This is a genomic window from Lentzea sp. NPDC054927 (genome assembly GCF_053610285.1).
The window spans coordinates 1-16,882 of the sequence record NZ_JBSGXZ010000036.1; the positions used below are offsets into that span (position 1 = coordinate 1).

Genomic DNA, 16,882 nt, shown 5'->3' on the forward strand with positions numbered 1-16,882 from the left:
CGCTGCAACCAGGCAGGGGTGTCAACTCGACACGCTTTTCGTCGAGTTGACACCCCTCCCTGGTTGTGGCGCGCTCTAGGTACGGCTTGTGACGGGACCACCCACCCGAACCGCACCACCTACGCAACGCAACTCCGCCCAACGCAACAGGCGTGCCATCAACCTGCTGACGGCGTGGAACCGGTCCTTGATCAGATTGGCGGGGTCCGGGGCGGAGCCCCGAAAGCTTGAAAACCGGCGGCCGACGGTGCCAACCCGAGCCCCCGCCACCCAACCTCCCCAGCCTGCGTCAAAACCACCGCCCGAGACGACCCGATCCGCTTGATCCACCCACGCTCAAAAAACACCGCACAAAGATGCGCCCCAGCAGCCCCCGCGACATGCGGCACCCGCTCAGTCCAATCCAGACAAGCCCGACTGACCACCCGCTTCGACGCCTCGAACCCGAGCTCCTTCAACCAGACCATCCCAGTCTCAGTAACCGCCAACTCCCCAGTCACAACCCCCAACTCCACCAACCCAGCCCTCAACGACACCCCAAGCCGCCCAGCCAGGTGGTCGTAACAGGTCCGCCCCCGAACCATCGCCTCCGAAGCCGAAACCGCCCTCAACCCCCGCGGCACACCCCCAGGCCCAGCAAACGCCGCCATCGTCTCCAACAACTCGGCAACATGCGGCCCAGCCAACGCCACATACCGATGCCGCCCCTGCCGGTGCTCAACCAGCACCCCACCCTCGATCAACCGAGTCAGATGCTCGCTGGCAGTAGAAGGCGCAACCCGAGCGTGCGCAGCCAACTCGTTGGCCGTCCACGCCCGCCCATCCAGCAAAGCTCCGCAAAACGCCGCCCGCGTCCGATCCGCGAGCAGCCCGGCAACCGCAGCAAGTCCCTCCACACGCCCCATTCTGCGACCAGAACACTTCGGCCCCCACCGAAACGTCCGCGCCATACGGTCACCCCATGACCGAAGAGCTGCTGAGCCTTCCCGTCCCCCAGGTACCCGCCGGAGACACCGGAGTCGCCTGGCTACGAGCCCACGTGGTCCGCTTCAGCAACGGCCCCGACCACACTCGCAGGCGCACGCTCACCACCAAGCTCCTCGAAAACATCACCGCCACCACTCTCGACGAGCTGGCCACGGCCCTGAACCTGCCCGGCTCACTCAACGACATCGCCACAATCGCCCCGGCTTACCAACCCCACGAACAGATCACCCCAGAAGCCGACGCCGCCGTAGAACGACTGGCCCCCACCAAATCCGAGGAATCCGCAGCCCGAATCGGCCTACTGGTCCAAGCCTGGGCAGCCACCCACACCCTCGCGGACCACCTCCGTACCTCAAACCCAGCCCCACCGGTCCCGATCACTCGCAGGGCCACCGATTCCGGCGTGATCGAGGTCAGCCTCGAAACCCACCCGTTCGGCCACGGCCCCCACGCCTGCCCAGGCCAGGCACTGGCCACCCGAATCGCCAAGAACATGGCGTTCCAAGCCCTCCACCACCAACCCGAGCCCTTGATCCTCCCCAACGCCTGGGACTACACCTCAGCCACCGCTCTGCACGCAGCAGGCTTCCCGGCGATCGGCACCACCAGCCTCGGCGTGGCGGCAGCACACGGCATCCCGGACGGCATGGGCCAAGCCGGAGCACAGGCCACAGCACTGGCCAGGCTGCTGGCGAATCTGCCCTGCCCGGTCACCGCCGACCTGGAGTCAGGCTTCGGCGCCACCCCAGCAGAACTGGCCGAAACAGTGGCCGGCCTGGGAGTAGCCGGCATCAACCTGGAAGACGGCAGGCCCCACGGCCTGGCCACACCCGACGAGCAGGCCAAGCTGATCGAAGCCGTCAAACAGCGAGCACCAGGCGTGTTCATCAACGCCCGCGTGGACACGCACTGGCAGGGCACAGCCATCAACGAAACCGTCGACCGCGCCAAGCGGTACGTCGACGCCGGCGCAGACGGGATCTTCGTGCCAGGCGTGACCGAGCCTCACGACATCGAAAAGCTCGCAACCCTGGCCCCGCTGAACGTCCTGGCCCAGCAACGCACGCCAAAAGAACTCGCAGACCTGGGCGTCAAACGCATCAGCACCGGCTCGCTGCTGTTCCGCGCAGCCCTCCAGCACACCGTCGCTACCGCGCAGGCAGTGCGCGACGGCCGACCCGCCGGCCCGGCGTTCAGCTACGCCGACGTGCAGGCGCTGATCAGCCCAGGAACACGTTCCGCCGCTGGGTGAGCAGGCGGTACAGGGTCTGCTGGATGGTCTCGCGGATCTGGTCGGTGAGGTTGAAGACCAGCATCGGGTCGTCGGCCGGGTTCTCGCCGAACACGTCGGTGCGGATCGGCTCGCCGAACTCGATGTACCACTTCGAGGGCAGCGGGATGGCGCCCAGCGGGCCGAGCAGCGGGAAGAACGGCGTCACCGGGAAGTACGGGAAGCCGAACAGCCGGGCCAGCGCCTTGATGTCGCCGATCATCGGGTAGATCTCCTCGGCCCCGACGATCGAGCACGGGATGATCGGCACGCCGGTCTTCAGCGCGGCCGACACGAAGCCGCCGCGGCCGAAGCGCTGCAGCTTGTAGCGGTCCTTGAACGGCTTGCCGACGCCCTTGAAGCCCTCCGGCCACACGCCGACGAGCTCTCCGGACGACAGCAGGCGCTCGGCGTCCGGGTTGCACGCCAGCGTCTGGCCGCCCTTGCGGGCGAGCGCGCCGAGCAGCGGGGTGCGGAAGACCAGGTCGGCACCGAGGCCGCGCAGGTGGCGCTGGGCCGGGTGCTCGTTCGCGATGCCGTAGGACGTCATCAGGGCGTCGAGCGGCAACGTGCCGGAGTGGTTCGCCACGATCAGCGCGCCGCCGGCCGTCGGGATGTTCGACATGCCGATGGTCTCGACCCGGAACCACTTCTCGTACAACGGCTTCAGCGGCGGCATCAGCACGTTCTCGGTCAGGTCGCGGTCGAACCCGAACTCGTCGATCTGGTAGTCGCCCGCGATCCGCCTGCGCGCGAACGACAGCAGGTCGGTCAGCCTGCGTTCCCAGTCCGGTGTCTCGGACTGCTGCTGCGCTGGCTCGGGGACCACCTCGACGTGGCGTGATCTGCGCGCGGCGTCGCGCTCCGGGTCGTGCAGCGGGATAACGCGTGCTCCTGCCACTGCGTTCATCTCCTCAAGGCAAAGATCAGCGGAAACGAGCGGCTGCGTCGAGGATTCCCCGTTCCGCCGACGCAATCGTCTCTGGATCGATGAACGGCCTCAGACCCCGGCCGCTCACGTAGTCGTCGAAGGCCTGTTGCGTGGTCCACCGCGGCGTGAACCCGAACTCCTTCTTCAGTGCGGTGGTGTCGACCACCCGGCCCCAGTTGAGGAACCTCATCTGGTCCGGCGAGAAGTCGACGAGCCGGGCGCTCCGGAAGAAGCCGCCGACCGTGGGCACGGCCATGCTGGGCACCGGCAGGTTCAGCCTGCCCGCCCGCCTGATGGCCTGCGACAGCAGCAGCACACCGTCGCCTCCCACGTTGTACACACCGGGCAGGTCGTGCAGCGTCGCGCGCTCCAGGACCGCCAGCGCGTCCTCGGAGTGCAGCAGCTGCACCCGAGCGTCGTAGCCCAGGACGGTGGGCACGACCGGTAGGGCGAAGTAGCGGGTCAGCACGGTGTCGATGCGCGGCCCGATGAAGTTCGTGAAGCGCAGCGTGGTGACGTTCACGTCCGGCCTGCGGCGGCCGAACCCGCGGACGTACCCCTCGACCTCGACCGCGTCCTTGGCGTAACCGGACGACGGCAGGTCCTTGGGGCCCATGTCCTCGGTGAACACCGCGGGGTCACGCGACGACGACCCGTACACGGCGCTCGTGGACTTCACGACGAGCTTCTGGACCTTCGGCGACTTCTGGCACGCGGCCAGCAGCTGCATGGTCCCGATGACGTTCATCTCCTTCATCGCCGTGCGACCGGTGGGGCCCGCCGGGTTGGCGGTGACGGAGGCGTGGACGACCGTGTCCACGTTCGCGGTGGAGATGACCTTGCTGATCAGCGGGTTGCGGATGTCCGCCCGCACGAACTCCGCCCTGCCCATGCGGCGCAGGAGGTCACGTGGCGGCGGCTCGGTGTCCACACCGAGCACGCGCTCGATGTCCGGGTTCGCGGCGAAGCGTGCGGCGAGGTGGCCGCCGAGGAAGCGGCTGACTCCGGTGACGAGGACGACCTTGGGCGTCATGCGACTCCAAGCAGAAGGGCGTTGCGATTGGTCGATGCTACAGACCAGATGTGAAACCGGAGGGGGCCGGAACGCCGTCTTGACGCAGGTCACGCAGGCTTTACCGGCTAATCACCCGATCGGCGGCGACCGTTCCCGTGTTTCCCGGCGCTCGTCTCACTGGGTGATATTCCGTGCCACTGCAAGCACCCGGCCAGGTCACGGACAGGCCCGGAAACGCAACCGCCGCCGATCCCCGTGAGGGGACCGGCGGCGGTAAAGCGCATGCGGGGCTTACTTGCCGCGCTTCCTGCGCTGGACCCTGGTCTTGCGCAGCAGCTTGCGGTGCTTCTTCTTCGACATGCGCTTGCGGCGCTTCTTGATGACCGAGCCCATGCGGGTTCCTTAGCTCTAGACGTTGCTTTGACTGGCGCGCCCCAGCCTTGGCCGTGTCAAGCACGGCGCGCCGGTAAGCACGATCGGCCTACCAGTCTACCCGCTGGGGTTCGCCAGCCTTCAGCCAGCGTCGAAGTACGCGTTCTCGAGGTAGGCATGCACCGCTTTTTCAGGCACCCGGAACGACTTTCCCACCCGCACAGCGGGCAGTTCGCCGGAGTGCACCAGCCGGTACACGGTCATCTTCGAGACCCGCATCATCGAGGCCACTTCGGCCACGGTCAGGAACTGGACCTGAGCGAGACCTGTTCGTTCGTTCTCCTTCGCAGGCATAAATCACCGCATCCTTCGACACGTGTCGTGCCGTCGGTCTTCCCCACCGACGGTTCGACACGCACGTGCTGCCTCTGAGAGTAGCGGGACTGGTGTGACTCCTGCGACGTCCAACCCAGTCAATCCTGGTCAGTCTTCGTGCTGACGGCCCAGCTCGACCGAGCGGTCACGCGCCGATTCGATGGCAGCGAGCAGGGCCGCACGGACGCCGTGCTTCTCCAGCTCCCGGATCGCCATGATCGTCGTTCCCGCCGGCGAGGTGACCGCCTCACGCAGGATGACCGGGTGGCTCGTGCCCTCGGCCAGCATCGTCGCGGCGCCCACCGCGGACTGGATGATCAGCGTCGAGGCCAGGTCGCGCGGGATGCCGAGCAGGATGCCCGCGTCGATCATCGCCTCGACCAGGAAGAAGAAGTAGGCGGGCCCGGAGCCGGACAGGGCCGTCACCGCGTCCTGCTGCGACTCCGGCACCACTGCGACCTTGCCCACGGTCGAGAGGAGCTCCTCGACGACCTTGAGGTGCTCAGGCGTGGCGTTGGAGCCGCCGGACACCGCGCTCATGGCCTCGCCGACGACCATCGGGGTGTTCGGCATGACCCGCACGACCGGCGTGCCCGCGGGCAGCCTGCGTTCGTACAGCGACGTCGGCAGGCCGGCGCACAACGACACGATGAGCGTGCCCGCGCGCAGGACCGGCTTCAGCTCCGTGAGCAACGGCTCGATGTCCTGCGGCTTGACCGCGACGATCAACACGTCGGCCTTGGCCGCGGCACCGGCGACGTCCACCGCCTCGAACCCGTACTGCTCGGTGAGCGAGCGCGCACGGGCCTCGTGCTTCTCGGTGAACATCAGATCGGCAGCCGAACGACCACCCTGCAGAAGCCCGGACAGCAGCGCCTCACCGATCTTGCCCGCGCCGAGCACCGCGATCTTCGTCATCGGTCAAGTCTCACACAGCAGGCGTCAACGCCAACTGCCGTGCCTGACACACCAGCCGGCCGGCTGAGTCGATCACCGTGGCGTCCTCGTCGAACCACTGCCCGTGCACCGCCTGGCAGGTGACGTGGATGCGCAGCCACCCCGGCGCCGGCCGGGCCCGCAGCAACGCGGTCAGCTGCACCGTCGGCGACCACCCGAAGCGGCCGAGGTTGAACGTCACCGGCATCGACAGATCGCCCGCGAGCAACGCGAAGTACGGGTCCGGCTGCTCGTCGATCGGCCGCGCCCACAGCTTCAGGGTCAGCGGGCCGTCCGTGCGCCGGTCGAGGAACGTCGCCGAATCCCGGTCGATCCGCAGGTCGCAGAGGCTGCCGACCTTGTAGACACCACCGGTGGGGAACGTCGCCAGCTCCACCGAACCGGGCGGCGGCGCGGCCGGGATCGCCGGCAGGTTCACGTAGTCGGCCCGGTGCTCGGGAATCCGTCCCGTCGTCACCGTCGCCTCGACGCACACCTGACCGCGCTGTTCCAAGGTCACCGCGATGACCGTTGCCGTCCGCCCCGCCTTGCGCACCTCGGTCCTGACCAGCACCGGACCGATCTCCGGCGCCCGCAGGAACTGGGCCGACACGGCGAGCGGATCGCCCTCGGCGACGTGGGCAGCGGCCCGCGTCATCACCGCGAGCAGGAACCCGCCGTGGGGTTTGGGACCGACGGTCCACTCGGCGGGCAGGGACGCGGTGAAGGTTCCGTCACCGAGCGACCGGACCGCACTGGACTTGGTGAAGGTCATGAGCGGCTGGCCAGCGACCGCAAGAAGAAAGTCACGTTGGCAGGCCGTTCCGCTAGTCGCCGCATGAGATATCCGTACCACTGCTCGCCATATGGGACATAAACACGAGTGCCAAGACGCCTCTGCTCTTCCGGCCGGATGCCGTAGAGCATCTGGTACTCGAACTCAGTTTTGTCATACCAGCGGGCCCGTTCGCCAATGATTTCGATCAACCGCGGATCGTGCGTGGCGAACATCGGGTAACCCTCTCCTGCGAGGAGAACGTTCAGGCACCGCACGTAGTTCAAGTCCACCTCGTGTGGATCCTGAATCGCAACCTCGGCAGGCTCCGCGTAGGCGCCCTTGACCAGCCTGACCCGTGATCCGGGCCCGGCCAGCGCCTTGCAGTCGTCCAGCGTCCGGTGCAGGTAGGTCTGCAACACCGCACCCACCCACGGCCAGGTGCGCCGCAGCTCCAGCAGGATCCGCAACGTCGAATCCGTGGTGGTGTGATCCTCCATGTCGAGCGTGACCGTCGTGCCGCACTGCTCGGCCGCCGCGCAGATCCGGCTGGCATTCGTCAGGGCGAGCGCCTCGTCGAGGTTCTGCCCCACCGCCGACAGCTTCACGCTGACCTCGGCGTCCCTGGCCAGCCCTGCGGCGTGCAACGCGTCGAGCAACTCCAGGTACGCCTGCACGATCTTCTCGGCCTGCGCCTTGTCCGTGGTGTCCTCGCCGAGGTAGTCCAGCGTCACCGGCAGACCAAGACCGCGCACGACGTCTACGGCGTCCTGCGTGGTCTCGCCCGCCACGAACCGCTTCACGACGTCACGGCTGATCGGCGCGCTGGCGACGAGATGACGGACAGTCTCGTTGCGAGACGCGGCCATGATCAACGCTCGCAGCGGGTTCACAGCACGAACCCTAACTCGCCAGTCGAATTACCGGTGTCTGGCCACCGCGACATCAGTGCGACAGCGACGAACGGCCCTTCCCCGTGCCACCCTCGGTCGGGAACTCCAGGTGCAGCCGCGCGAACAGCAACGACTCCGCGAGCATCTCCCGCCGAGCAGCAGGCGACGCCGCGCGACGGGTGTTGACCTCCAGCACGACCTGCCCGTCGAACCCGCCCCGAGCCAGCAGCTCACAGAGCTCGGCACAGGGCTGAGTGCCGCGGCCGGGGACCATGTGCTCGTCCTTGGGCGCGCCGGACCCGTCCGCGAGGTGGATGTGCCGCAGCCCGTCGCCCATCCGCTTGGCCAGTTCCAGCGCGTCCATGTGCGCGGCTGCCGAGTGCGACAGGTCCAGGGTGTAGTTGGAATGTCCCACGTCGGTGGGGTCGATCGAGGGCTTGAACGCGGTCATCTGCACCGACCGGCCCCGCCCCAGCGGCCGCCGGACCGGGAACATGTTCTCGACCGCGATCGCGATCCCGCTCTCGTCCTCCAGCGACGAGACGAGGTCGGCGAACCCGTCCGCGTACTTGCGCTGCCACCGGAACGGCGGGTGCAGCACGACGGTCGGTGCCCCGAGATCGGCGGCGGCCTGCACCGACTTGCGCAGGCGCTCGACCGGGTCCGGGGACCACACCCGCTGCGAGATGAGCAGGCAGGGGGCGTGCACGGCGAGAACCGGCATGCCCGATCGGGACGACAGGCGGTCGACGGCCCTGATGTCCTGCGACACCGGGTCGGCCCACACCATCAGCTCGACGCCGTCGTAGCCCAGGTCGGAGGCCATCTCGAAGGCGGCTCCGGCGGGCTGCGGGTAGACCGACGCCGTGGAAAGCCCGACCGGGATGCGGGCGGTCAACTCTTCACCAGCAGCATCGCCGCTGGTGAGACCGTGACGATGAGGCCCACGAGCACGGCCAGGACGGTGGTCTGCAGATCGTCTGCTCGGCGGATCTTGCGAACTAGCAACACCAGACCCACGGTAACGGCAAGCGCCACGACGAGTGCGGCGGCGGGTACGGAGCGCCACAGGAAGTTGAACGCGAGCCACAGGGCAGCACCGCCGAGCACGCCGACGGCGAGCTGGCCGATCATGATCAGCCATTCCTTGGCCGCAGAGCGCTGACCTGCGTCTTCCGGGTCCTCGTCGGTGACCTCTTCGGCGTCGTCGAGACCCGCGGGGCCGTCGTCTTCCGCCTCGTCGTCCTCGTCCGCGAGGTAGTCGTCCTCGGCGCGGTAGACGGCGTACTCCTGCGAGTCGTCGTCGTCCACGTACGGGGCGGGATGGGCCGCGGTCGACTCCATCGGCGGCATCGGAGCCATGGCCAGGTCGGTCTGGGCGGCCATCTCGTCGTCGGAGAACCAGGCGTCCGGCTGGTTGTTCGGCAGCGGTTCCGGCAGCCGCGGCGGGGCCGGCGGCACGATCAGCACGGACTCGGTCTCGAGCGCGGCGATCTGGTCCACCGGCGCCTTGGCCGGGATGCGCGGGAGCTGCTCGGTCATCGCCTCGCGCGGCGGGCCCGGCGGAGCGGGCTTCGGCACGGGAGGCGGTCCCGGCTTGGGCGGCCGGGCGATGTTCGTGCGCGACGTGGCCGGCGGGGCACCCGCCTCCAGGCGCGAGCTCACGTCGGGCCGGGGCATGTCGGAACGCGACGGTGCCTCGGGACGTGCGGCCTCGGGACGCGGCATGTCGGAACGCGACGGCTGGTCGCGGACCTGCGGCACCTGCCTGGTCTGCTCGGCGGCGGCGACGGGCGGCGGTACGACCGGCGGGGCGGGAGGCGCGGGTCTGCGGACCTGCGGCGGACCGGCGGGCGGCGCGACCGGCGGTTTCGGCTGGTACGCGGTGCGCTCGGCGGGCGGCGGCCCGACGGGAGGCGCCGGAGGTTCGGGTGCCGCGCGACGGCCCGGCTGGGGCTGGTCGTCGTCGCGGATGGCCATCAGCCGGCCGCTGTCGGACAGGACCCTCTCGATGATCGTCTGGGGTGCGGTCTCCGGCTGCTGGACATCGTCCTCGTCATCAGCCGCCCGGCGGCGTCGCCGACGAGGCGCACTCTCTGCGCTGCCCCCGTACTGGGCGAGCAGCTCAGCGACTGTGCGCTGCGTCTGGTCCGATCCGCTCTCTCGACTCATCAACTCCACCGTGCCCCGGTCTGGCCAGTCCGTCCAGTATCGCTCTGGTCCGTCCCATCAGTGTGGTCCAGCCGCCGGAGGATGACACCCTCCCGGAGTGCCCAGGGGCAAATCTCCAGCTGCGTGAGTGACAGGGCTCGCATTGTTGCCTCCGCGACCAACGCGCCCGCGACGAGCTGATGGGCGCGCGAGGTGCTCACGCCTTCCAGCTCGGCGAGGTCGCTGGCCGACATCCGGGAAATGAACGCGATCAGCTGCCGCAGGCCGGCGTCGGTGAGAACCCGGCGCGCCCTGGGCCCGGCAGACGATGGCGCGGCCCCGGTGAGCCGCGCCAGCGTTCGGAAAGTTTTTGAGGTCGCAACCACTCGATCGGGTTCACCCGCGCGTTTCAGCTTCCGCGCGACGGGCGCGAGCTGTTCGGCGAGCCAGTCGGTGGTCTCGCGGACCTCCGAGCGCCGGGGCGGGTCCTTCTTGAACCGGGTCCTGGTGAGCCTGCCCGCGCCCAGTGGCACGGAGAAGGCCATGTCGGGGTTCTCGTCGCGGCCGACGGCGAGCTCCAGCGAGCCGCCGCCGATGTCGAGGCTCAGCAGCTTGCCCGCGGACCAGCCGTACCAGCGGCGGACCGCGAGGAACGTGTACCGCGCCTCGTCCTCGCCGGACAGGACCTTGAGGTCGACCCCGGTCTCGGTGCGCACCCGGTCGAGCACCTCGGCGGAGTTGCCCGCCTCGCGCACGGCCGAGGTCGCGAACGCCATCAGGTCCTCGCAGCCGGACCGCTTGGCCGACGCCTTCGCGCCGGCCACCGCACGAACCAGCTGGTCAGCGCCCGACTTGGAGAGCTGACCCTTGTCGTCGAGCTGCTCTGCGAGACGCAGGATCGTCTTCTCGGACGTCGTCGGAATCGGGTGGGCACCACGATGTGCGTCCACCACCAGTAGGTGGACGGTGTTGGACCCCACGTCTAGAACGCCCAGGCGCACGCCGGAAACGGTACCTGGTCGTGTCCGTCAGGACTCGAACTTGTAACCGAGACCCCTCACCGTCACCAGGTGACGAGGAGCCGACGGGTCCGGTTCGATCTTCGACCGCAGCCGCTTGACGTGCACGTCCAGCGTCTTCGTGTCGCCCACGTAGTCCGCGCCCCACACCCGGTCGATCAACTGACCGCGGGTGAGCACGCGACCGACGTTGCGCAGCAGGTACTCGAGAAGGTCGAACTCCTTGAGCGGGAGGCTGATGTCCTGACCTGCGACGGTGACGACGTGGCGTTCCACGTCCATGCGCACCGGACCGGCCTCCAGGATCTGCGGCAGCAGGTCCTCGGACTCGCCGCCGCGGCGCAGCACCGCGCGGATGCGGGCGATGAGCTCGCGGGCCGAGTACGGCTTGGTGACGTAGTCGTCCGCGCCCAGTTCCAGGCCGACGACCTTGTCGATCTCGCTGTCCCGCGCGGTCACCATGATCACGGGGACGGCGGAGCGCTGCCGCAGCTGCTTGCAGACGTCGGTACCGCTCATGCCGGGCAGCATCAGGTCGAGCAGCACGATGTCGGCGCCGTTGCGGTCGAACTCCTCGAGCGCCTCCTGGCCGGTGGCCGCGAGCGCGGCGGTGAACCCTTCCTTGCGCAGCAGGAAGGCGAGCGGATCGGCGAAGGACTCCTCGTCCTCCACGATGAGCACCCTGGTCACAGCTCTCCTCCAGTGTCGCCCGCGCCGGTGGGGACGAGGGTCGGGTTGGGTTCGGTTGCCGCGGCCGGAAGCCGCAGCGTGAAGGTGGACCCCGTTCCTGGCAGGCTCCACAGCTTCACCTCGCCGCCGTGGTTGGCGGCGACGTGCTTGACGATCGCGAGCCCGAGACCGGTGCCTCCGGTCGCGCGCGACCGAGCCTTGTCGACGCGGTAGAACCGCTCGAAAACCCGTGTCTGCTGGTCCTCGGCGATGCCGATGCCGCGGTCGGTCACGGCGATCTCGACGTGCCCGTCCACCAGTCTGCGGCTCACGCTCACCGGGCTGCCAGGAGGCGAGTACGCGACGGCGTTGTCCAGCAGGTTCGTCAGCGCCGTGACCAGCAACGACCTGTCACCCGGCACGACGAACCCACTCGGTTCGTCGGTGGTGATCGAGATGTTGACCGACTCGGCGGCGAGCTTGGACCGCGACAGCGCCTCGTTGATCACGACGTCGATCTCGGTGTCGGACAGCTCCGGCAGCTTCTCCGCGCCCTGCAGGCGGGACAGCGCGATCAGCTCGGTGACCAGCACACCGAGGCGAGTCGCCTCCTGCATGATCTTCGCGCTGAACCGGCGGACCTCGTCCTGGTCGTCGCTCGCGTCCAGCACGGCCTCGGCCAGCAGCGCGAGCGCGCCGACCGGGGTCTTGAGCTCGTGGCTGACGTTCGCCACGAAGTCGCGCCGGGTCTTCTCCAGCCGCACCGCCTCGGACTCGTCGCTCGCGTCGACCACCGTGAAGCCCTCGGTGAGCAACCGGACCTCGGCGTGCACCGCCGCCGGCTGACGGCCCTTGGTGCCCGTCCCGTCCGGTGGCGAGATGTCGACGTAAACGATCTCGTTGCTGCTGCGGACGGCCTCCGCGGCCTTGCGTGCGCGGTCGTCGACGCGGTTGTTGCGAACGACGCCCAGCTCTTCTGCCCTCGGGTTGTGCAGCACTACGTCACCGAAGTGGTTCAGCACCACGATGCCGTCGTGGGAGTCCTCGACGATCCGCTGCATCAGGTCGGCGACCGTGAGGCCCTCGGGGACCTTCGGTGCGCGCGGGGCGGTGAACCGGCCGACGAAGAAAGCAGCGATCACGCCGATGAGCGCGAGGCCGATCGACACAGCGAGGTAACCCGTTGTGGTCACGAGGCGAATGGTAAGCAGCTCAGAGGTGTCTTGGCCTAGTGCGGAAGCGTGAACCGTGACACCCGCGACACCTCAGTGGACGGTTGTTCCCGCCCTGGTCAGACCGTGTTCACCCAACCGTGTCCTTAGACGCGAAAAGCGCACCCGAACGCCGGGTGCGCTTTTCCCGAAATGTGGTCAGCGGCCTTGGTTCGCGACCGCCGCGATGGCGTCCTTGGCGGCGTCCGGGTCGAGGTATTCGCCACCCGGCTTGAGCGGCTTCAGGTCCTCGTCGAGGTCGTAGCGCAGCGGGATGCCGGTCGGGATGTTGAGGCCCGCGATGGCCTCGTCCGAGATGCCGTCGAGGTGCTTCACGAGCGCGCGCAGCGAGTTGCCGTGCGCGGCCACGAGGACCGTCTTGCCGGTGCGCAGGTCCGGCACGATCGCCTCGTCCCAGTACGGGAGCATGCGCTTGACGACGTCCAGCAGGCACTCGGTCAGCGGCAGGTCGGGACCGAGGTCCGCGTAGCGCGGGTCGGTGTCCTGGGAGTACTCGCTGCCGGGCTCGATGGGCGGCGGCGGAGTGTCGTAGGACCGGCGCCAGAGCATGAACTGCTCCTCGCCGAACTCCTCCAGCGTCTGCTTCTTGTTCTTGCCCTGCAACGCGCCGTAGTGCCGCTCGTTGAGGCGCCAGTCGCGCTTGACCGGGATCCAGTGCCGGTCGGCGGCGTCGAGCGCCAGGTTCGCGGTCATGATCGCCCGGCGCATGAGGCTGGTGTGCAGGATCTCCGGCAGCACACCGGCTTCGCGCAGCAGCTGACCGCCGCGGCGGGCCTCCCGCTCGCCCTTCTCCGACAAGGGAACGTCCACCCAGCCGGTGAACAGGTTCTCCGCGTTCCACGTGCTCTCGCCGTGGCGGAGCAGCACCAAGGTTCCGACAGACATGGCGGCTAGCCTGCCATGCCGACCCTCCTGCCGTACCCCGGCCGGTCACCGTGATCCACGCCATGGGACTCGTCGGTGTAGACGTGGATCTCCAGCCCGTCCGGGTCGTTGAAGACCAGCAGCCAGCCGATGCTCGCCTCGATCTCCGGCGAGTGCGGGATGTCCAGCTCGTCGAGGCGCTCGATCCACTCGTTGAGGTCCTTGCGCGTCTCCACGGCCCAGTTGACCGGGTCGAACCCGGCGATCGCCGTGGCTTTTCCGGGGTTGAGCCTGAGGCTGAGCCCCGCCGCACCGTTGCCCACCGTGCCCGCGACGCCCCTCACCACCTCGTCCGCGTCCGCGAACTCCCACTCGACCTGGAAGCCGAACACCTGGCCGTACCAGTCGATGCTTCGCGCGAGGTCGGTCACCGGGATCTTCACGCCTCTGATGCCTCTGAGCTGCGCCATCGCTGTTGCTCCTTTTGACTGCAGACGCTATGCAACGAATACAGCTAGACTGCGCTCGATGAATGACGAAGTCAAGCGTTCGTACAGCTCACCGCTGCGAGAGCAGGGGGCCGCCTACACGCGCCTCCTGGTGCGCGACGCGGGCCACCGCCTGTTCGCGCGGGACGGGTTCGTGGCGACGTCGATCAAGAAGATCGCGTACGAGGCGGGCGTGTCCGAGCGGACCGTGTACACGCACTACCGGAACAAGGTCGAGATCTTCCAGGACGCCCTCAACGTCGCCATCGCGGGCGACGAGGCCCCGGTCGCGATGCGGGACCGGCCGGAGTTCCAGGAGGTGCTGGAGGTCTCGGCGGGACGCGAGATGATCGCCTCGATCGTGCGGCGCAACGCCGCCGTGCTGGAGCGCGCGGGTGCGTTGATCATGGCCGGCATCGAGTCGTCCGGGGCGGACGCGGACATGCGGCGAATCTCCGACGAGGGCGAGGTGGCGATGCGCGCCAACTGCCTGGCGCTGGCCACGGCGCTGGCCGGGACCGGGGAGGTGGTGGCGGAGCTCGACGTCGAGCGGGTGGCGGACGTGCTGACGACGATGTTGTCGCCGCACGTGCACCAGGTGCTGGGATGGCCGGCCGACCGCTACCAGGACTGGCTGATCGGAGCGCTGCAGAAGACGCTGCTGACCTACTCCTCCAGCTGAGCCAGGACGTCCGCCGCGTCGCTGCTGCCCGCGTCGGCGAGGCGGCGCAGCTCGTCGAGGTCGCCGCGCTCCTGGGCGAGCTCCACGAGCTGGTCCACGGCGTCGCTGGACCCGGCCGCAGCGAGCCGGCGCAACTCGTCGAAGTCGCCGCGCTCACCCGCGAGCATCACCAGCTGGTCGACGGCGTCGGACGAACCGCCCGCGGCGAGCCGGCGCAACTCGTCGAGATCGCCGCGCTCACCCGCGAGTTCCACGAGTTCGTCCACGGCGTCGCTGTCACCTTCCGCAGCCCGCCTGCGCAGGTCCGCCAGTTCGTCGTCCATCCCAGCCCACCTTCCCCGAGAAAGCCGAGAGGCCCCGGCAGCATCCTGCCGGGGCCTCCTCGACTCTGCCGATCAGGCCTGTTCGCGGGCCCTCAGGTCCTTGCGAAGGATCTTGCCCGCGGCCGACTTCGGGATCGCCTCGATGAACTCCACCGCGCGCACCTTCTTGTGCGGCGACACGTTCTCGGCCACGAACGCCATCACGGCGTCGGCGTCGATCGCCGAGTCGGCCTGCCGGACCACGAAGGCCTTCGGGACCTCTTCGCCGTCCGCGTCCCGCACGCCGATGACCGCCGCGTCGGCGATCTCCGGGTGGGTGAGCAGCACGGCTTCGAGTTCGGCCGGTGGGACCTGGTAGCCCTTGTACTTGATGAGCTCCTTGACGCGGTCGACGATCGAGACGATGCCGTCGGCGTCGATCACGGCCACGTCGCCGGTGTGCAGCCAGCCCTCGTCGTCGATGGTGGCTGCGGTGGCGTCGGCGTTGTTGAGGTAGCCCTTCATGATGTTCGGGCCCTTGCACCACAGCTCACCGCGTTCGCCGACGCCGACGTCCTCGCCCGACGCCGGGTCGACCAGGCGGCATTCGAGGTTCGGGATGATCACGCCGACGGTGCCCACCGAGATGTCGTCGCGGTCGTCCGGGATCGCGTGGCTGACCGGGGACATCTCGGTCATGCCGTAGCCCTGGGAGACGCGGCAGCCGAGGCGCTTGCGGACCGCGGCGGCGAGTTCCACGTCCAGCGGTGCGGCGCCCGAGAACAGCGTGGACATGGCGGACAGGTCGTAGTTGTCGACGATCGGGTGCTTGGCCAGGGCGACGGCGACCGGCGGTGCGATGTAGACGCGGTCGGTCTTGTGTTCGGCGATGACGCGGAGGAACTCGGGCAGTTCGAACTTCGGCAGCGTCACGACGACACCGCCGATGTACAGGCCGTTGTTCATCAACACCTGCATGCCGTAGATGTGGAAGAACGGCAATACCGCAAGAATTCGGGTGTGCGGGCCAACATCCGAAAGAATTGGGCCGCATTGCACGAGATTCGCGACCAAATTGCGGTGCGTCAGCATGACGCCCTTGGGCAACGCGGTCGTGCCGGACGAGTACGGCAGCACCGCGATGTCCTCGGCCGGGTTGATCTCGACCGACGGCACCGGGTGGTCGTTCGCCAGCAGCTCCGGCAACGACGGGTAGCCCTCGGCGCCGTCCAGCACCACGACGTCGGTCACGCCGGCCTTCGCGGCGCCGGGTGCGGCGTTGGGCAACAGCACGGACACCGTGAACAGCATCTTCGCGCCCGCGTCGTGCAGCTGATGGGCGACGTCGTCGGCCGTGTAGAGCGCGTTGATCGTGGTCGCCGTGGCGCCCGCACGCAGGATGCCGTGGAACACGACGGCGTAGTAGGGCGTGTTCGGACTGAGGATGCCGACCACGTCGCCCTTGCCGATGCCGCGCGCGGCCAGTGCGGCGGCCATGCGGTCGATCATGCCGGCGAGTTGGCCGTACGTGATCGAGGCGCCGGACATGCCGTCGATCAGCGCAACCCGGTCCGCCCGGTCGGCGATGTCGCCGAACAACAGCTCGTGCAGCGACACATCAGGGATCTCGACATCGGGGAACGGACTGCGAAAGACCATGCGGCGACCTCATTCACTCGCTGTACACCCAGCCTGTGGGGTCATCGTGAGCCAGGCCACTGAGCAGGTCAAGGACTGCTCGATCGCTACAGATGCGTTACTTAGCAGGTCTAAATACACTCGAATGGAGTAATACAAGCACTTGTGAACGCAATGATGTATCTGAGAAGTTGATACCGCCTCCGCGAGTCGGCTCCCACGCTTACTCGACGAGCGCGAGGCACCGAGCGCGGTTCGTCATCCCCCGTCGAATCGCGTGGCC

At 68.4% G+C, this 16,882-nt stretch carries 19 protein-coding genes; 2 read left to right on the forward strand and 17 right to left on the reverse strand.

The window, feature by feature from the left end; translation table 11 throughout:
• Nucleotides 1-191: 191 nt before the first annotated feature.
• Nucleotides 192-950 (reverse strand): ArsR/SmtB family transcription factor, encoded by a 759-nt coding sequence (locus ACWGE0_RS33995; RefSeq protein WP_452264995.1) that lies wholly within the window; start codon nt 948-950, stop codon nt 192-194.
• Between the two features lie 11 nt (nt 951-961).
• On the opposite strand from ACWGE0_RS33995, the gene ACWGE0_RS34000 reads away from it, so the two are divergent.
• Complete coding sequence (locus tag ACWGE0_RS34000) at nt 962-2,239, forward strand: isocitrate lyase/PEP mutase family protein (protein ID WP_452264996.1); 1,278 nt, start codon at nt 962-964, stop codon at nt 2,237-2,239.
• Here ACWGE0_RS34000 and ACWGE0_RS34005 read toward each other — a convergent pair.
• The 14 genes from ACWGE0_RS34005 to ACWGE0_RS34070 all read right to left on the reverse strand — a co-directional run bounded on the left by ACWGE0_RS34005 (nt 2,208) and on the right by ACWGE0_RS34070 (nt 13,959).
• Nucleotides 2,208-3,167 (reverse strand): lysophospholipid acyltransferase family protein, encoded by a 960-nt coding sequence (locus ACWGE0_RS34005; protein ID WP_452264997.1) that lies wholly within the window; start codon nt 3,165-3,167, stop codon nt 2,208-2,210. The genes ACWGE0_RS34000 and ACWGE0_RS34005 overlap by 32 nt on opposite strands.
• A 16-nt stretch (nt 3,168-3,183) precedes the next feature.
• A complete protein-coding gene (locus tag ACWGE0_RS34010; RefSeq protein WP_452264998.1) occupies nt 3,184-4,221 on the reverse strand; it encodes an NAD-dependent epimerase/dehydratase family protein in 1,038 nt (345 codons plus the stop codon).
• A 273-nt stretch (nt 4,222-4,494) separates the two neighbouring features.
• A complete protein-coding gene (locus tag ACWGE0_RS34015; protein WP_015105422.1) occupies nt 4,495-4,596 on the reverse strand; it encodes a 30S ribosomal protein bS22 in 102 nt (33 codons plus the stop codon).
• Nucleotides 4,597-4,716: 120 nt separating this feature from the next.
• On the reverse strand, nt 4,717-4,929 hold the full coding sequence (locus ACWGE0_RS34020) for a helix-turn-helix domain-containing protein (RefSeq protein ID WP_030477960.1): 213 nt from the start codon (nt 4,927-4,929) through the stop codon (nt 4,717-4,719).
• A gap of 129 nt (nt 4,930-5,058) precedes the next feature.
• Nucleotides 5,059-5,868: a pyrroline-5-carboxylate reductase gene (gene proC, locus ACWGE0_RS34025; protein WP_452264999.1), complete on the reverse strand. Its 810-nt coding sequence runs from the start codon at nt 5,866-5,868 to the stop codon at nt 5,059-5,061.
• Nucleotides 5,869-5,878: 10 nt separating this feature from the next.
• Entirely contained in the window at nt 5,879-6,661 is a 783-nt protein-coding gene (locus ACWGE0_RS34030) for a thioesterase family protein (protein ID WP_452265000.1), read from the reverse strand.
• Nucleotides 6,658-7,554 carry a proline dehydrogenase family protein gene (locus ACWGE0_RS34035; protein ID WP_319969568.1) on the reverse strand — a complete coding sequence of 299 codons (897 nt, stop codon included), beginning with the start codon at nt 7,552-7,554 and terminating at the stop codon, nt 6,658-6,660. Before ACWGE0_RS34035 ends, ACWGE0_RS34030 begins: the two co-directional genes overlap by 4 nt.
• Before the next feature lie 52 nt (nt 7,555-7,606).
• Nucleotides 7,607-8,452 carry a sugar phosphate isomerase/epimerase family protein gene (locus tag ACWGE0_RS34040; RefSeq protein ID WP_452265001.1) on the reverse strand — a complete coding sequence of 282 codons (846 nt, stop codon included), beginning with the start codon at nt 8,450-8,452 and terminating at the stop codon, nt 7,607-7,609.
• Nucleotides 8,449-9,726 (reverse strand): hypothetical protein, encoded by a 1,278-nt coding sequence (locus tag ACWGE0_RS34045; protein WP_452265002.1) that lies wholly within the window; start codon nt 9,724-9,726, stop codon nt 8,449-8,451. The genes ACWGE0_RS34040 and ACWGE0_RS34045 overlap by 4 nt, the downstream gene beginning before the upstream one ends.
• The gene (locus tag ACWGE0_RS34050) at nt 9,726-10,706 is read right to left on the reverse strand and encodes a Ppx/GppA phosphatase family protein (protein ID WP_452265003.1); all 981 of its coding nucleotides are present in this window, start codon (nt 10,704-10,706) and stop codon (nt 9,726-9,728) included. Before ACWGE0_RS34050 ends, ACWGE0_RS34045 begins: the two co-directional genes overlap by 1 nt.
• 27 nt (nt 10,707-10,733) lie before the next feature.
• On the reverse strand, nt 10,734-11,414 hold the full coding sequence (locus ACWGE0_RS34055) for a response regulator transcription factor (protein ID WP_030477953.1): 681 nt from the start codon (nt 11,412-11,414) through the stop codon (nt 10,734-10,736).
• A complete protein-coding gene (locus tag ACWGE0_RS34060; RefSeq protein WP_452265004.1) occupies nt 11,411-12,586 on the reverse strand; it encodes a sensor histidine kinase in 1,176 nt (391 codons plus the stop codon). The genes ACWGE0_RS34055 and ACWGE0_RS34060 overlap by 4 nt, the downstream gene beginning before the upstream one ends.
• A 177-nt stretch (nt 12,587-12,763) precedes the next feature.
• Complete coding sequence (locus tag ACWGE0_RS34065) at nt 12,764-13,510, reverse strand: phosphoglyceromutase (RefSeq protein ID WP_452265005.1); 747 nt, start codon at nt 13,508-13,510, stop codon at nt 12,764-12,766.
• Between the two features lie 5 nt (nt 13,511-13,515).
• The gene (locus ACWGE0_RS34070) at nt 13,516-13,959 is read right to left on the reverse strand and encodes a VOC family protein (protein ID WP_452265006.1); all 444 of its coding nucleotides are present in this window, start codon (nt 13,957-13,959) and stop codon (nt 13,516-13,518) included.
• A gap of 58 nt (nt 13,960-14,017) precedes the next feature.
• Here ACWGE0_RS34070 and ACWGE0_RS34075 point away from each other — a divergent pair, with 58 nt between their 5' ends.
• Nucleotides 14,018-14,659, forward strand: coding sequence for a TetR/AcrR family transcriptional regulator (locus tag ACWGE0_RS34075; protein ID WP_452265007.1), 642 nt, complete (start codon nt 14,018-14,020; stop codon nt 14,657-14,659).
• Here the strand turns inward: ACWGE0_RS34075 and ACWGE0_RS34080 are convergent.
• Together ACWGE0_RS34080 and ACWGE0_RS34085 are read right to left on the reverse strand one after the other, a co-directional pair.
• Nucleotides 14,644-14,982, reverse strand: coding sequence for a hypothetical protein (locus ACWGE0_RS34080; protein WP_452265008.1), 339 nt, complete (start codon nt 14,980-14,982; stop codon nt 14,644-14,646). The two genes, ACWGE0_RS34075 and ACWGE0_RS34080, sit on opposite strands and share 16 nt — an antisense overlap.
• A 72-nt stretch (nt 14,983-15,054) precedes the next feature.
• Nucleotides 15,055-16,620, reverse strand: a complete 1,566-nt coding sequence (locus ACWGE0_RS34085) for a 4-coumarate--CoA ligase family protein (protein ID WP_452265009.1) — start codon at nt 16,618-16,620, stop codon at nt 15,055-15,057.
• Nucleotides 16,621-16,882: the final 262 nt, after the last annotated feature.

Excerpts from the sequence above, each read along its gene's own strand:
- ACWGE0_RS33995 (WP_452264995.1), bottom strand. The coding sequence starts at position 950 with ATGGCGCGGACGTTTCGGTGGGGGCCGAAGTGTTCTGGTCGCAGAATG.
- ACWGE0_RS34000 (WP_452264996.1), top strand. The coding sequence starts at position 962 with ATGACCGAAGAGCTGCTGAGCCTTCCCGTCCCCCAGGTACCCGCCGGA.
- ACWGE0_RS34005 (WP_452264997.1), bottom strand. The coding sequence starts at position 3,167 with ATGAACGCAGTGGCAGGAGCACGCGTTATCCCGCTGCACGACCCGGAG.
- ACWGE0_RS34010 (WP_452264998.1), bottom strand. The coding sequence starts at position 4,221 with ATGACGCCCAAGGTCGTCCTCGTCACCGGAGTCAGCCGCTTCCTCGGC.
- ACWGE0_RS34015 (WP_015105422.1), bottom strand. The coding sequence starts at position 4,596 with ATGGGCTCGGTCATCAAGAAGCGCCGCAAGCGCATGTCGAAGAAGAAG.
- ACWGE0_RS34020 (WP_030477960.1), bottom strand. The coding sequence starts at position 4,929 with ATGCCTGCGAAGGAGAACGAACGAACAGGTCTCGCTCAGGTCCAGTTC.
- proC (WP_452264999.1), bottom strand. The coding sequence starts at position 5,868 with ATGACGAAGATCGCGGTGCTCGGCGCGGGCAAGATCGGTGAGGCGCTG.
- ACWGE0_RS34030 (WP_452265000.1), bottom strand. The coding sequence starts at position 6,661 with ATGACCTTCACCAAGTCCAGTGCGGTCCGGTCGCTCGGTGACGGAACC.
- ACWGE0_RS34045 (WP_452265002.1), bottom strand. The coding sequence starts at position 9,726 with ATGAGTCGAGAGAGCGGATCGGACCAGACGCAGCGCACAGTCGCTGAG.
- ACWGE0_RS34065 (WP_452265005.1), bottom strand. The coding sequence starts at position 13,510 with ATGTCTGTCGGAACCTTGGTGCTGCTCCGCCACGGCGAGAGCACGTGG.
- ACWGE0_RS34070 (WP_452265006.1), bottom strand. The coding sequence starts at position 13,959 with ATGGCGCAGCTCAGAGGCATCAGAGGCGTGAAGATCCCGGTGACCGAC.
- ACWGE0_RS34075 (WP_452265007.1), top strand. The coding sequence starts at position 14,018 with ATGAATGACGAAGTCAAGCGTTCGTACAGCTCACCGCTGCGAGAGCAG.
- ACWGE0_RS34080 (WP_452265008.1), bottom strand. The coding sequence starts at position 14,982 with ATGGACGACGAACTGGCGGACCTGCGCAGGCGGGCTGCGGAAGGTGAC.
- ACWGE0_RS34085 (WP_452265009.1), bottom strand. The coding sequence starts at position 16,620 with ATGGTCTTTCGCAGTCCGTTCCCCGATGTCGAGATCCCTGATGTGTCG.